Origin of the sequence: Dyella telluris (assembly GCF_014297575.1) — a bacterium.
GTDB classification, from domain to species: domain Bacteria; phylum Pseudomonadota; class Gammaproteobacteria; order Xanthomonadales; family Rhodanobacteraceae; genus Dyella; species Dyella telluris.
In genome coordinates, this window is the sequence record NZ_CP060412.1 from 3666263 (window position 1) to 3680038 (window position 13776).

Sequence of the window (13776 nt, forward strand, 5' to 3'; positions counted from 1 at the left end):
GGCCGCGCGGACCCGGCAGGGGAAGGGCCCGTCAGGCGTTGGCGCGCCGCAGAAAGGCTGCCCAGGCGGCCGTCTCACGCAGCTCCGCGAACGGCACCACCGGGTGCGGCGGGTTCTGGGTCGGCTGCAGCTCCAACTGCCACACGCCCACGTCCCACCACTGGCCGTGCTTGTAGCCCGCACTGCGCCACACGCCGGCCGGCGTGAAGCCCATCGTGTCGTGCATGGTCACGCTGCTCTGGCCGGGCAGGGTAATCACGCCCACGGCCTGGTTGATGCCCTGCAGGCGCATGGCGTCGAGCAGGGCACCGTACAGGCGGCGGGCGATACCGCGCCGGCGCGCATCGGCATGCACGTAGATCGAGGTCTCGGCGATCCAGTCGTACGCGGCACGTTCGCGGAAACGACTGGCGTAGGCATAGGCCAACACGCGCCCTTCTTCTTCCCAGATGATCCACGGATATTGGCGCAGGCGCGTGGTGATGCGCTCGCGCATGGTCTCGACGCCCGGCAGTTCGGTTTCGAACGTCTCCACGCCGTGCAGCACCGAAGGCGTGTAGATGTCGTGGACGGCGGCGGCGTCGTCGGCGCGGGCGATGCGGATCATGCGAGAGACTTCTCCATGCAGATGCTTTGCGGGTTGGCGCGATGTTCGCCGAAAGGCGCACATCGGCGATAGCCCGTGTGTTCGTAGAGTTCCAGCGCCTCGGTCTGTGCCGTGCCGGTTTCAAGGCGGACGAGTCTGCCACCGGTGCGGGCGATCTGCACTTCCAGCGCGTCAAGCAACTGCTTGCCAAGGCCCAGTCCGCGGCAGGCGGGCAGCACATACATGCGCTTCACTTCGACATAGTCGTCGTGCTGCACGACAGCCCCGCAGGCCACTGGCGTGCCGTCCACGCGTGCGGTCAGGAAGGTCACGTTGGCTTGCTTGAGTTCTTCGGCGGGCACCGGGCGGATATTGCCGGTGGGATACAGTTCGGAAAGATAGCCATCCAGCTCGCGGATCAGCGGTTGCACGTCGGGCGCGGCAGGGTCGTCGATCTCGAAGTGCAGCCTGGGTGCCGTCGGCATCACTCGTACTTCCAGTTGCGCCGCTTGCCTTGGGCGAGCCATTCCAGCGTGCTCGCGATGCGCCTCTGGCGGGTGGCGTCGGCTTTCGCCTCCGTAATCCAGCTCACGTATTCGCGCTGGGCCCCGGGTGTAAACGATTCATAGGTCTTGCGGGCGGCCGCGTGCTGCTCCATGGCCAGCAGGGTGGCGAGGTCCTCGGGCAGGATGGGCGCCGGCTTGGGCGCTGGCTTGGCAGCCGCGCGGGCCCGCCGGGTCCTTACCCCGGTTTCGTTGAGTGTCATGGCCTTGCGGATGAGCGCCGCCAGGGTTTCGCCGGGTGGAAGATCCTTCAGTGAGGTCAGCTTGCCGAACTGCCCCATGCCATCGTCCTGCTTGCCACCCACCAGATCCTTGTAGCGCCAGAAGCCGAAGGCGCAGTGCTGCTTGAATGCGGCCATCGAGCAGATCGGCGTGCCCTTGTAGTTGAAGAAGGGCATGCTCCATTTGATGTCCTCTTCCACCTCGGGACAGACCTCGTGCACCAGGTCCCGCAGGTGTTCCAGGATGGGCTGGGCAAAAGGCGGTGCATCGTTGATGTAGCTGCCAACGCGGTGGTCACGGGCCATGGCGGATTCCTTGAAATGCCGTTCTGTTCAACAGACGGGCGCCGTTTCCTTCGGCGCGCCGGGTGCTCATTGTGCTGGCGAGGACAAGCGACGGAGCGGCCGGCGATTGAGTCGCCCATGGGTCGGCCCGGTCAACGCCGGGAGTCGTGCTGTGCGGTCCGTCCGGACCATCCGCTTGCACGGCGCCAGACCCACACCCTACGAGCTTGCGGGGGATCATGCCAGCCTTCCACGAGCGGATCAGAGCATTCCTAAAGGGGGCGCGAATCTAGAGATCCCGGATGTAGAACTGGTCGCAGCCGAAGTGGCCGGTGCCGCCCAGCGGTCCGCAAAGCGTCTGGAAGCCGTGGCGCCGGTAGAGGGTCTGCGCCGCATCCATGCCGGTAAGCGTCTCCAGGTAGCAGCGACGGAAGCCGTGCAGGCGCGCCGCATCGAGGCAGCGCAGCATCATCGCGTTGCCCGCGCCGATGCCACGGGCTTCAGGCAGGAAGTACATCTTGCGCAGTTCGCAGACATCCACATCGCCACCTTCCAGTGGTGCGATGCCGCCGCCGCCGATCACCTTGCCCTCGCGCTCTACCACGAAGTAGGCGCTGCGTGGGCGCGCGTAAGCGTCGGACATGGTGTCCACTTCCGCGTCGTGGATGGCGAAACCCGGGCCATCGGCGCCGAACTCGGGCATCACTGCACGGATGATGCGGGCCATGGCGTCGTTGTCGCGGGCCTCGATGGGACGGATGAGGATATCGGTCATGGTGTAACGGCCGGGCTGCGGTAGACGGTGCCGTCCTTCATGACGAAGACGGGGTGCTGGAGATCATCGATATGCGTGCTGGGATCGCCGGTGAATGCGGCGAGGTCCGCGCGCAGGCCTGGCGCGATGCGCCCGAAGCTGTCGGATCTGCGCAGGATGCGGGCGGCCACGTTGGTGGCGGCATGCAAGGCCTGCGGCGGCGTCATGCCATCGCGCACCATGTTGGCCGGCTCACGCCAGTTGTCGCCGTGGGTGAACACGCCGACGTCGCTGCCGTTGCCGATGGTCACGCCGAGTTTCAGCGCCGTGCGGAACGCGCGCTCGGCTTCCTTCATGCGCGCGGTGGGTTCGCCCTGGCCGGGCACGTAGTGCTCGAAGTACTGCGCGGTCGCTTCCACGGCGGTCAGCGTGGGCTCGTAGGCGGTGCCGTGCTGCTTGAGCAGGCGGAAGGTGGCTTCGCTGGCGCCATAGCCATGCTCGATGCTGTCCACGCCCGCCTCCACCGCCAGTCGCACGCCTTCATCGCTGGAGGCATGCGCGGCCACCGGGCGACCGGAGAGATGCGCGGTATCCACGATGGCCTTCATCTCCGCCAGCGACAACGTGGGCTGCGTGCTGCCGTCGGCACCCACGCGATAGTCGGCATAGAGCTTGATCCAGTCGGCACCGTGGCCGGCCTGTTCGCGGGTGGCGCGGATGGCTTCGTCCACGCCGCTGACCTCCTGCGCACCGCCGGGCAGGTCGATGTCCGGGCGGAAGCCGCGCGGTCCGGGACCATAACTGGCAGTGGCCACGATGGCGCGCGTGGCGACGAACAGGCGCGGCCCCGGAATCATGCCTTCGTCGATGGCCCGCTTGACCGATACGTCCGCATAGCCGGCGCCTTCGGTGCCCAGATCGCGCAGCGTGGTGAAACCGGCAAGCAGGGTGGCCTTCGCATGCGCGGCCGCTTCCAGCGTGCGGTAGTCCTGCGGTTCCTTCAGTACCTGGTCGTTCCACAGCGTTTCGTTGTACGGATGCAGAAACACGTGCGAATGCAGGTCGACCAGGCCGGGCATCAACGTGGCGCCGGGCAGGGTGATGCGTGTGGCATCGGCCGGGGCCTTGACGCTGTCGGCGGGGCCCACGGCGGCAATGGCGCCGTCGTGCACCAGCACGGCCCAGCCCGGGTGCGCGGCATCGCCGTCGGCCGTCCATACGCGGTCAGGCACCAGCAGGACATCGCCCTTGGGCGGCACGGCCGTTGCCGCCGTTGCGCCGGTGACCATCAGCGCCATCCACAGGCCCAACCCGGCTTGCCGTTGTTTCCACCGCATCGCGTACTCCCCGTCGTCGATGCGTTCGATTGTAGGGCCAGCTCAGGGAGTGGGGCGACCCACGCTGGCGAGCTGCTGCGCACAGGCGCCGTCGGCCGTGGGTGACGGCGTGACGCAGCTGGCGAAATCCTCGGGCAGGCGCGTCAGCAGCAGCGTGTCGCCCTGGCGCATGGTGAACACGGTGATGGGCGGTTCGCAGTTCACCTTCCGCGTGCCACACGCGCCGGACAGCACGGTGTAGTGGCACTGGCCGCTCTGGCTGCGCAGGCAGCGGAACGTGGCCAGTTCGCCGGTGATCTGGATCTTGCTGTAGATCACATCGGTGCCGTTGACGAACTCATGCGTGACCACCGAACGGCTCGGCTCGCAGCCGGCCAGCGACAGCAACAGATAGAACAGAAGAATCAGCTTTTCCATGATGGCCTCTCGCGATTCTTTGCGGTGGGCGAGTTCGCTTACATATTGCGGAACAGCGCCATGAAGGGTTGGCTCACGACCAGGGTTTCGGGGCGCTGCTTCAGGCGCAGCGTGCCCTTGCCGGTATCGTCGCGGACCACGGAAGCGACCGCGCGCAGGTTGACGATGGTGGAACGGTGGATCTGTTTGAACACGGTGGGGTCGAGCATGGCGGCCAGCTCGCGGATGGGCTTGCGCAGCAGCGCTTCGCCCTCGGCCGTCATGGCCACGGTGTACTTGCTGTCGGCGCGGAAATAGGCCACGTCGTCGACCATGATCAGGCGCGTTTCGCGGCCGTTGCTGGCGGTGATCCAGGTCAGCGGTTCGGTCCGCGTGCCGGGGTGCAGCATCACCTCGCGCAGCAGTTGCGAGAGCGCGGCGGTGTCGCTGGTGCGCGGTGCCACGCGCGATTGCAGGCGCTGCATGGTGGCGGTGAGCCGGGCTTCGGTGATGGGCTTGAGCAGGTAATCCACCGCGCCGCGTTCGAATGCATCGATGGCGTACTGGTCGTAGGCCGTGGTGAACACTACCTGCGTGCCGGGGCTGGCTTCGGCGGCCGCGGCGGCCACTTCCAGCCCGCTCAGGCCAGGCATGCGGATATCGAGGAAGGCGATGTCCGGGCGCTGCTCACTGATGGCTTCCAGTGCGCTCGCGCCGTCGTCGCACTCGGCCACCACCTGCAGCTCCGGCCAGACGCGGGCGAGCAGGTCGAGCAGCGCCTTGCGCAGCAGGGCTTCGTCTTCGGCGAGAATGGCGGTGATCACGTGGCGTTGTCCGTAGCGTCAGTGCGCAGGGGCACGGTAATGGTGGCGGCGACGCCTTCGGGTGCGTTGCTCACCACGGCGAGCGATGCCGCGGATCCGTAGATCAGGCGCAGCCGTTCACGCACGTTCTTCAGGCCGATACCGGTACCGCCGCTGGCGTCGTTGAAACCCCGTCCGTCGTCGGCAACCGTGATCGCGATGGCGCCATCGTCCTGGCGGGCAAGAATCCACACCGTGCCGCCGCCGGGCTTGGGTTCCAGGCCGTGCTTGATCGCGTTTTCCACCAGGGTCTGCAGCATCATCGGCGGGATGGCGATGGCGCGCAGCGTGTCGGGCACGTCGATCTGCAAGGCCAGGCGCGGCCCCATGCGCAGGCGCATGATTTCCAGATAGGCACGCGTGCGTTCGAGTTCATCGCCCAGCGTGGAGAGCGCATCGTCGCGCTGCGGCAGGGAGTGGCGCAGATAGTGGATCAGGTGCCCCAGCATGTGGTCAGCCTGCTGCGGGTCGGTACGCGTCAGGTACTGCGCGCTGGCCAGCGTGTTGTAGAGAAAGTGCGGCTCCACCTGCGCATGCAGCAGGTTGAGACGGGCCACGGTGCGTTCCTTCTCGCTTTCCGTCTGCTGGGCGCGCATCTGTTCGTTGCGGCGCTTTTCCGCGACGCGGCGGGTGATGGCACGCGTGATCGCTTCGGCGTTCTCCAGGTTGGTGCCGTCGTCCACGCGGAACCAGTCGCTCCATGCACCCACCTCGGGTTCGCAGATCAGGGTGACGCTGCCGATGCCGTCACCGGGCGTTACCGTGGCAAAGATCTGGTTGCGCAGGTGACCGAACCAGCGGGCTGGGTCCATGCGCGCAAACGGGCCCTGTCCGTAGGGCTTGGGGCGCTGCACCTTGGCGCGGACCTGCAGGCTGTCACGCGCGCTTTCGATGTCTTCCGTGCGCGGCAGTTCGCGGATGGCGGCATCGAGCAGGTCGAAGGCTTCGCCCGCCTCGAACGGAATTTCAATCTGCCGGCGCTGGCGGTTGCCCATGGTGCTGTCGTCGAGATGACCGGCGATCAGGCGGACGCGGCGCAGGTGCGACACGGCACCGGTCACCACCAGCACCAGGGCGATGAAGATCAGCAGGACGAACATCGGTCCCGTGTCGTGACGGCGCAGCGGCGCCGAGTTGGCCAGCATCAGTGCCGTGAACAGCAGCACGAAGAACCAGAACACGACGAGGCGGAACACGAAGATGAAGCTCTTCATCACGGCAGCATCCCTGACTTGGATCGGATGCTGCGGAGAATAACCACCCCATCCGCCGGTGGCGCGCGCTTTTCGATGAAACCGCCTGCGGGGCGACGAAGTGACCCCGGGCGGGAATGAATCCGGGCGGGCAGGACACCCGCCGGTTCAGGCCGCCGTGCGTGCCCGCGTCACGCGGCTGGCGGTTTCCTTGTGGAGCTGGCCGGCCAGCCAGGCACCGGTGGCCACCAGGATGTCCAGGTCGATGCCGGTATCCATGCCCAGCCCGTGCAGCATGTACACCACGTCTTCGCTGGCCACGTTGCCGGTGGCGCCCTTGGCGTACGGGCAGCCGCCCGTGCCGGATACCGCGCTGTCCACCACGCGCACGCCTTCTTCCAGGCAGGCCAGGATATTGGCCAGCGCCTGCCCATAGGTATCGTGGAAATGCACCGCCAGCGCGTCCATGGGTACCTGCTGCGCCACGGCCTTCAGCATGGCGCGCGCCTTGGCCGGCGTGCCGACGCCGATGGTGTCGCCGAGCGAGACTTCGTAGCAGCCCACCTCGTGCAGCCGGCGGGCCACGCGCACCACATCGCTCACCGGCACCTCGCCCTGATAGGGGCAGCCCAGCACGGTGGAAACGTAGCCGCGCACTTTCACGCCATCGTGCTTTGCCCGTTGCATCACCGGCAGGAAGCGTTCGATCGACTCGTCGATCGAGGCATTGATGTTCTTGCGGTTGAATGCCTCGGATGCCGCGGTGAACACGGCGATCTCGCTGACGCCCACGGCGCGGGCGCGCTCATAACCCTGTTCGTTGGGCACCAGCACGGGGTAGCTCACACCGGGCACCTTGCGGATGCCCTGGAACACCTCGGCGGCATCGGCCAGCTGCGGCACCCACTTGGGGCTGACGAAGCTGGTCGCTTCGATGGTCTTCAGGCCGGTGCTGGAGAGGCGATCGATCAATGCGATCTTCACGTCGGCCGGCAGCAGGGTCTTTTCGTTCTGCAGGCCGTCGCGGGCGCCGACTTCAACGATGCGGACATGGTTTGTGCTCATGCCCGCGAGCATAGCGCGTTCCCGCCAACGGCGGCGGGAACGGCAGGTTTACGGCAGCAGCTCCGGATGCAACTGCTGGATGAAGGGATCGTAGAGCGCCTGCGCCTGCGCGGCGGTGAGGCCGGTGACGGCGCTGCCGTTGTCGTTGGCGCGCATGGTGAGCACGTGGCGATCCTTGAACAGTGCGATGACCTCGGCCGGTGCATCGTCCTCCTTGCTGCCCACATGGATGACGATGGGATCCTTGGTGGCCGAGGGCTCGGCCATGGACGCGTACTCGGGGCCGCCGATCGCGTTGGTGAGCGCCGGGTTGGCTTTGAAGCTGTCGATGGTGGCCACCAGCATCTGCACCGACGACTGGGTGATGGCGAGCTGGGTATCGGCCGTGCGGCGATAGAAATCTTTCATGACCGGCTGCTTGTCGATGTCCGGCGAGCGCGTATCGGTCAGCGAGATATCGACCTGTTTGCCGTCATCCTTGCCGTAGACGGCGTGGATGGTGTTGAACGTGCATTCCCACGTGCGGAACGGCAGGCCGTCGATGGTCGTCTTGGGCGGCATCGCCTTGATCAGTGGATTGCCTGCGCACTGGGCCGTGGATGCCGCCTCGTCGCGGGCGCGGGCGGCAGCATCGGCCTTCGCCTGTGCGGCGGTATCGGCGGCATCGGTATTTTCTGCCGACGGTGCAGGGGCGTTGTCCTCATGCTTGCCGCAGCCCGCAAGCAAGGCGGCGGCGAACAGTGCGGGAACAACAACGGCGGATGACAAACTGAGGGTCTTGCGCATGAAGTCTCCCTTCCCGAAGAAAAGGCCTCGTGCAGGGCGCGAGGCCTGGCGTCCTTACTGGACCACGCGTTCCACGCAATGGTTCTTCGCGCGGCCTGCATCGTCCATGTTGCTTGCCTCCGGGGCCAGCGACGCCACGCTCGTGGCGGGCATGCGGGCCGCAGGCACTTTGTAGACAGTAGCCAGTACCTTGGCCACAGCGTCTGCGCGACGCCGTGAAAGGTCAAGATGGTGCGCGAACGGGCTCTGGCTGCCGGTGTGCCCGTCGATATACACCCTGAGCTTCGGGTTGTCGTTCAGAAGCTTCGCCAATTCGACGAGCGTGGCGTTCGATCCGCGTTTGACGTCGGCCATGGCCGTATCGAAGGTGATGGCAGGCAAACGCAGCCATGTTCCCGCCCGGTGGCCGGGCAGGGGACATGGCTAAGTCGGGGAAAGTTGCAGCTCAGTCGGCGAAGCGCAGAAGCACCGTGTCAGCTTCCACGAAATCGCCCTGCGCCGCGTGGATGCTGGCGATGGTGCCGGCACGCGGCGCCTTCAGTGCCAACTCCATCTTCATCGCTTCCATCACCAGCAGTTCCTGGCCTTCCTCCACGGTGTCGCCGGCCTGCGCTTTCACCAGCACGATGCGGCCAGGCATGGGGGCCGCGATCTGGTTGCCGCCGGCGGTTTCCTTCGATTCCCACGCAAACGCAGCGGCGCGTTCGAACGCATGGCGGTTGCCGTGGGTGTCGTGCAGGGTGACGCGCGCGGCGTCGATGCGCACGGGCACGCGCATGGCTTCACCGTCGAAGCGGGCACTGAGTGCCTCGTCACCGAGGCGGGCACCGCTGACGTCGCACGCGTCGTCAGCGTGGTGAAGCCGGTAGTTGCCGTCATGGCCGTAGGCCTCGACTTCGTGGCGCTGGCCGTGCAGCGAGAGCGCCACGATGCGCTTGCCCGCATGGCCCACGCGCCATGCATCGGCGCGCGACCAGGGTGAATGCGGGTCGGCGGGGTTCGCGGTGACGTGGCTCTCGTCATGCAGCAGCGCTGCCACGGCGGCAGCAAACAGCACGCGCGGCTGCGGCGCAGCGTCACCCGCGAGAAACTGATCAAGGTGGCGATCGAGGTAGCCGGTATCGATGCGGCCTTCCACTACCACCGGGTGCCGTGAAAGGCGCTCGAGGAACGCAATGTTCGACTTCGGCCCGACGATTTCGCTGGCCATCAGTGCATCGCGCAGGCGTTGCAGGGCCTGCGGGCGATCCACGTCCCACACGATCAGCTTGGCGATCATCGGGTCGTAGAAGATGGTAACGGTATCGCCTTCGATCACGCCGCCGTCGAGGCGCACATGACGGGAAGGCACGGGCAGGCGCAGCGTCAGCAGCTTGCCCGAGCCGGGCAGGAAGTTCTGGTCGGGGTCTTCCGCATACAGGCGCACTTCGATGGCGTGGCCGTGCGCCTTGATCTGGTCCTGCGCCAGTGGCAGTGGCTGGCCGGCGGCCACGCGCAACTGCCACTCCACCAGGTCCAGGCCCAGCGTTTCCTCCGTCACCGGATGCTCCACCTGCAGGCGCGTGTTCATCTCCATGAAGAAGAACTCGCCATCCTGTCCGACGATGAATTCCACCGTGCCAGCACCAACGTAGTTCACTGCTTTCGCGGCGGCCACGGCGGCGGCGCCCATGGCGGCGCGGCGCGCGTCATCAAGGAAGGGCGAGGGTGTTTCCTCCAGCACCTTCTGGTAACGACGCTGCGCGGAGCACTCGCGTTCGTTGAGGTGGATGACGTTGCCCTGCGTGTCGCCGAACACCTGGAATTCGATATGGCGCGGATGGTCGACGTAGCGCTCGAGGATCACGCGCGTGTCGCCAAACGAACTGGCCGCTTCGCGCTGTGCCGAGGCCAGCGCCGCGGCGAATTCCGCTTCGCTGCGCACGATGCGCATGCCCTTGCCGCCGCCACCGGCCGCGGCCTTGATCATCAGCGGGAAACCGGTGCTGCGCGCCTGCTCGGCGAGCACGGCATCGGACTGGTCTTCGCCGTGGTAGCCGGGCACCAGCGGCACGCGGTGCTTTTCCATCAGCGCCTTGGCGGCGGCCTTGGAACCCATCGCGTCGATGCTTTCCGGACGCGGGCCGATGAAGGCGATGCCCGCCTCGGTGCAGGCGCGCGCAAACGCGGTGTTCTCGGAAAGGAAACCGTAGCCAGGATGGATGGCCTGCGCGCCGCTCTTGCGGGCGACCTCAAGAATGGTGTCGCCGCGCAGGTAGGATTCGGTGGGACGCGGGCCGCCGATGGGCCACGCCTCGTCCGCCAGGCGCACGTGCTGCGCGTTGGCGTCGGCTTCCGAATACACGGCAATGGTGTGGATGCCCAGGCGCCGGCAGGTACGAATGACGCGGCAGGCGATCTCGCCACGGTTGGCAATGAGTACGCGCTCGAACATGCGGCTTCCGGGGATGAGGCGAAGCAGGCAAAACTACCAGATTGGCGCGCCGCAGCCGATGCGCGGCGCAGCATTTTAGGGTGGAGTGCCGGGGACGATTGGTGCGGTTGTGACGGTTCCGGCGCATGAGAACAAAGGCGCTGGATGACCAGCCCTGCGGCTGTTGAAGGGCGTTTCCCGCTTTCGCGGGAATGACGGTGGGAGGGTCAGGAAAATCCCCGTCAGGCCCCCGTTTTGATCGTCATTCCTGCGAAAGCAGGAAACGCCCTTCAACAGCCGCAGGGCTGGTCATCCAGCGCCTTTCCACGCAACCGGTGCGCAGCACACGGGCGGGCGCTCACTCCTCGTCCCAGTACCCGACCTGCATATCCACGCGCGTCACCATCCGGAAACCTTGCGGCTTGCCGTCGGCGGTGGCGGGGTATTCGGCCATGATGCCGACCTTGCCCGTGTCCGGGTACTCGCAGATCTCCGGCGTTTCCTTGGTGCTTACCGCGAGGTAGCGCATGTCGGTGCTGCCGGTGTTGATGATCTGGTGGGCCTGCTCCGGGCCACCCGGCGGGCAGGCGATCACGTCGCCCGCGCGGATGGGGTAGCGCTGGTCCCCCATGCGCACTTCGCCATTGCCCTCGAGGATGAAGAACATCTCTTCGTTGATGCGATGGCAGTGCAGCGGGAAGGCGCGCTTGCCCGGCGGCACGACGGTGATGTTGTAGCCCAGTTTCCGGGCACCGATCTGCGCGGAGAAACGTCCCATGCGCGCTTCGAAACGCTCGGCCGTTTCGCCGGTGGGGCCCATGCCCGGTGGAAAGGACTGCAGCTCGACGTCGGCGATGTTGATGATGGGGCGGGTCATGCGAGTTGTGCTCCAGCTAAGGTCAGACCGGCGTGTGACAGACAGCCTCGATGTTGTGGCCGTCCGGGTCGAGCACGAAGGCGCCGTAGTAGTGCGGGTGATAGTGCGGGCGCAGCCCGGGTGCGCCATTGTCCTTGGCACCGGCTTCGAGCGCGGCGCGGTGGAAGGCCATCACCGCGCCGCGGTTTGGCGCGGCGAAGGCCACGTGCACGGCGCCTGTGGGGTGGGGTGCCTGTGATGACGTGCCGATCCAGAACGTCGGGCGACCCTTCATGCCAAAACCGGCGTGCGAACCGTCACCGGTCTGCTCCGCCGTCACTTCCATGACGAGCTCGCCACCCAGCGTCGCGAGCACCTTGCGATAGAACTCGCGGCTGCGTTCATAGCCGGAGACCTGCAATCCCACGTGATCGATCATGGCGTCCTGTCCTTGTGCAATGAAGTCGTGTGCGATGGAGTCACTCGTGTGCGTGCGCGTCAGCCGGTGGCGCACCATGCCGCGGCGCGCTTGGCGAGGAAGGCGCCCAGCCCTTCCTGGCCCTCGGCGGACACGCGCAGGCGTGCGATGAGTGCGGCGTTATCGCGATCCAGCGCGGCGGCGTTCGCTTCGTCGGCACCACCCATGCGCAGCGCAAGCTGCTTGGCTTCCGCCTGGGCCACCGGGCCGGCCTTGGCGAGCAGGGCAAGCGTGGCGTCGACGGTGTCGTCCAACTGATCGGCGGCAACGCACTGGTGCAGCAGGCCGATGTGCTGCGCGGTTGCGGCATCGAACAGTTCGCCGGTAAGGAACAGGCGACGCGCATGGCGCAGGCCGATGGCGTGGATCACGTAAGGGGAGATCACCGCCGGCACCAGGCCAAGTTTCACCTCGGTAAGGCCGAAGCGCGCGGTGTCCACGCCGATGGCGATGTCGCAGCACGCCACCAGCCCCACGCCGCCGCCATAAGCCGCGCCGTTCACGCGGGCAATAGTGGGTTTGGGCAGGTACTGCAGCGTGCGCATGAGGGTGGCCAGGCGCAGCGAGTCGTCGCGGTTGTCCGCTTCGCTGGCGCTCGCCATGCCACGCATCCAGTTCAGATCCGCACCTGCCGAGAAGCTGGCGCCTTCGCCGGTGAGCACCACGGCGCGCACGGCTGCATCTCGCCCCGCCTGCTCAAGCGCCGCGGTGAGCTCGGCGATCAGCCCGTCATCGAACGCGTTGTGCACCTGCGGCCGATTCAGCGTGATGCGGCGGACGCCGGCGTGGTCGGCGATCTGGATGCTGCTGGTCATGGAAAGCTCCTGCTGGGGAGCGACATCGTAAACCCAACCCTCCCCGCTGATGCCGGCCGGCGGGGAGGCGAGCGTCAATCCTTGGCGGGCAACACGAGGAATTCCGCCGCCTCCAGCGCCGAACCCTGCCAGTGGCCGGAGGCCACGTCGCGCCACCAGGGCTGCACGGATTCGAAGTGCGCCGGCTCGATGGCTTCACCCAGGCGCGGCATCACCAGGCCTTCAGGCACCTTGGCCAGCAGCACGTCAGCCGGTTCCGCCCAGGGATGCATGGCCAGGTTGAAGGTGCCCCAGTGCACCGGCAGGAAGCGCCCGCTGCCGAGCTGGCGCCACGCCGTGATGGCGTTGTCCGGGCCCAGGTGCACGCTGCCCCAGGACGGATGGAAAGCGCCTACCTCGATCATCACCAGGTCGAACGGACCCAGTCGCTGGCCGATCTCGGCGAAATGCGGCGACAGGCCGGTATCGCCGCTGAAGAACACCGCATGGCGTTCACCGCGCAGCACGAAGGACGACCACAGCGTGGCATTGCGGTCATGCAGGCTGCGCCCAGAGAAATGGTGCGAGGGCGCCGCAGTGAGGGTAAGCCCGCGCGGCAGCGTAAAGCTTTCCCACCAGTCCAGCTCGATGATGCGTTCGGCCGGCACGCCCCACGCTTCCAGATGCACGCCCACGCCCAGCGAGGTGACGAACGGCACCTGCAGCTTCGCCAGCTCGCGAATGCTGGGATAGTCCAGATGGTCGTAGTGATCGTGCGAGATCAGCACGGCATCCAGTGGCGGCAAGGATGCGATGTCCACCGGCACCGGCTGGAAGCGCTTGGGGCCCATGAACGAGAACGGCGAGGCGCGATCGCCCCACACCGGGTCGGTGAGCACGCGTACGCCATCGATTTCCAGCAGCACGGTGGAGTGACCCAGCCAGGTGGTGCGCAGGCCGGTTTCCACGGGGCGCGTCCACTGCGGGCGCGGATCGAACGACGGCAACGGCTTCGACGGCGTGCGGCCTTCGCCGCGGAAGATGAAATCGGTGAGCGAGGGCTTGTCGTCTGCGACCCGGGGTGTGCTGGACGGGTAGGTGTTGACGAAGCCTTCGCCGGCGTACTGCGAGGACGCTTGCATGCGTTCCAGGCGTAAACCGGTCGCATGTCGGGCAAACAAAGCCA

16 protein-coding genes are annotated in these 13776 nt (G+C 66.7%); all 16 read right to left on the reverse strand.

Features of this window, described 5'->3' with window-relative positions; all coding sequences use genetic code 11:
- Nucleotides 1-31 precede the first annotated feature (31 nt).
- On the reverse strand, nucleotides 32-607 hold the full coding sequence (locus H8F01_RS16115) for a GNAT family N-acetyltransferase (protein ID WP_187056080.1): 576 nt from the start codon (nucleotides 605-607) through the stop codon (nucleotides 32-34).
- Complete coding sequence (locus tag H8F01_RS16120) at nucleotides 604-1071, reverse strand: GNAT family N-acetyltransferase (RefSeq protein ID WP_187056081.1); 468 nt, start codon at nucleotides 1069-1071, stop codon at nucleotides 604-606. The genes H8F01_RS16115 and H8F01_RS16120 overlap by 4 nt, the downstream gene beginning before the upstream one ends.
- Entirely contained in the window at nucleotides 1071-1676 is a 606-nt protein-coding gene (locus tag H8F01_RS16125; RefSeq protein WP_187056082.1) for a YdeI/OmpD-associated family protein, read from the reverse strand. The genes H8F01_RS16120 and H8F01_RS16125 overlap by 1 nt, the downstream gene beginning before the upstream one ends.
- A gap of 268 nt (nucleotides 1677-1944) precedes the next feature.
- The gene (locus H8F01_RS16130) at nucleotides 1945-2430 is read right to left on the reverse strand and encodes a GNAT family N-acetyltransferase (RefSeq protein WP_187056083.1); all 486 of its coding nucleotides are present in this window, start codon (nucleotides 2428-2430) and stop codon (nucleotides 1945-1947) included.
- Nucleotides 2427-3707 (reverse strand): metal-dependent hydrolase family protein, encoded by a 1281-nt coding sequence (locus H8F01_RS16135; RefSeq protein WP_238481267.1) that lies wholly within the window; start codon nucleotides 3705-3707, stop codon nucleotides 2427-2429. Before H8F01_RS16135 ends, H8F01_RS16130 begins: the two co-directional genes overlap by 4 nt.
- Before the next feature lie 81 nt (nucleotides 3708-3788).
- Nucleotides 3789-4163, reverse strand: a complete 375-nt coding sequence (locus tag H8F01_RS16140) for a hypothetical protein (protein WP_187056085.1) — start codon at nucleotides 4161-4163, stop codon at nucleotides 3789-3791.
- 38 nt (nucleotides 4164-4201) lie between these two features.
- Nucleotides 4202-4966: a LytR/AlgR family response regulator transcription factor gene (locus H8F01_RS16145; RefSeq protein ID WP_187056086.1), complete on the reverse strand. Its 765-nt coding sequence runs from the start codon at nucleotides 4964-4966 to the stop codon at nucleotides 4202-4204.
- A complete protein-coding gene (locus H8F01_RS16150; protein WP_187056087.1) occupies nucleotides 4963-6219 on the reverse strand; it encodes a sensor histidine kinase in 1257 nt (418 codons plus the stop codon). Before H8F01_RS16150 ends, H8F01_RS16145 begins: the two co-directional genes overlap by 4 nt.
- A gap of 147 nt (nucleotides 6220-6366) precedes the next feature.
- On the reverse strand, nucleotides 6367-7263 hold the full coding sequence (locus H8F01_RS16155; RefSeq protein ID WP_187056088.1) for a hydroxymethylglutaryl-CoA lyase: 897 nt from the start codon (nucleotides 7261-7263) through the stop codon (nucleotides 6367-6369).
- 48 nt (nucleotides 7264-7311) lie between these two features.
- Nucleotides 7312-8049, reverse strand: coding sequence for a hypothetical protein (locus H8F01_RS16160; protein ID WP_187056089.1), 738 nt, complete (start codon nucleotides 8047-8049; stop codon nucleotides 7312-7314).
- Nucleotides 8050-8103: 54 nt separating this feature from the next.
- A complete protein-coding gene (locus H8F01_RS16165) occupies nucleotides 8104-8403 on the reverse strand; it encodes an OmpA family protein (protein WP_187056090.1) in 300 nt (99 codons plus the stop codon).
- 91 nt (nucleotides 8404-8494) lie between these two features.
- Nucleotides 8495-10483, reverse strand: coding sequence for an ATP-binding protein (locus H8F01_RS16170; protein ID WP_187056091.1), 1989 nt, complete (start codon nucleotides 10481-10483; stop codon nucleotides 8495-8497).
- Between the two features lie 337 nt (nucleotides 10484-10820).
- A complete protein-coding gene (locus H8F01_RS16175; protein ID WP_187056092.1) occupies nucleotides 10821-11339 on the reverse strand; it encodes a cupin domain-containing protein in 519 nt (172 codons plus the stop codon).
- A gap of 22 nt (nucleotides 11340-11361) precedes the next feature.
- Entirely contained in the window at nucleotides 11362-11757 is a 396-nt protein-coding gene (locus tag H8F01_RS16180) for a VOC family protein (RefSeq protein WP_187056093.1), read from the reverse strand.
- 59 nt (nucleotides 11758-11816) lie between these two features.
- Nucleotides 11817-12611, reverse strand: a complete 795-nt coding sequence (locus tag H8F01_RS16185) for an enoyl-CoA hydratase-related protein (RefSeq protein ID WP_187056094.1) — start codon at nucleotides 12609-12611, stop codon at nucleotides 11817-11819.
- Between the two features lie 74 nt (nucleotides 12612-12685).
- The gene (locus H8F01_RS16190; RefSeq protein ID WP_187056095.1) at nucleotides 12686-13732 is read right to left on the reverse strand and encodes an MBL fold metallo-hydrolase; all 1047 of its coding nucleotides are present in this window, start codon (nucleotides 13730-13732) and stop codon (nucleotides 12686-12688) included.
- Between the last annotated feature and the right edge of the window lie 44 nt (nucleotides 13733-13776).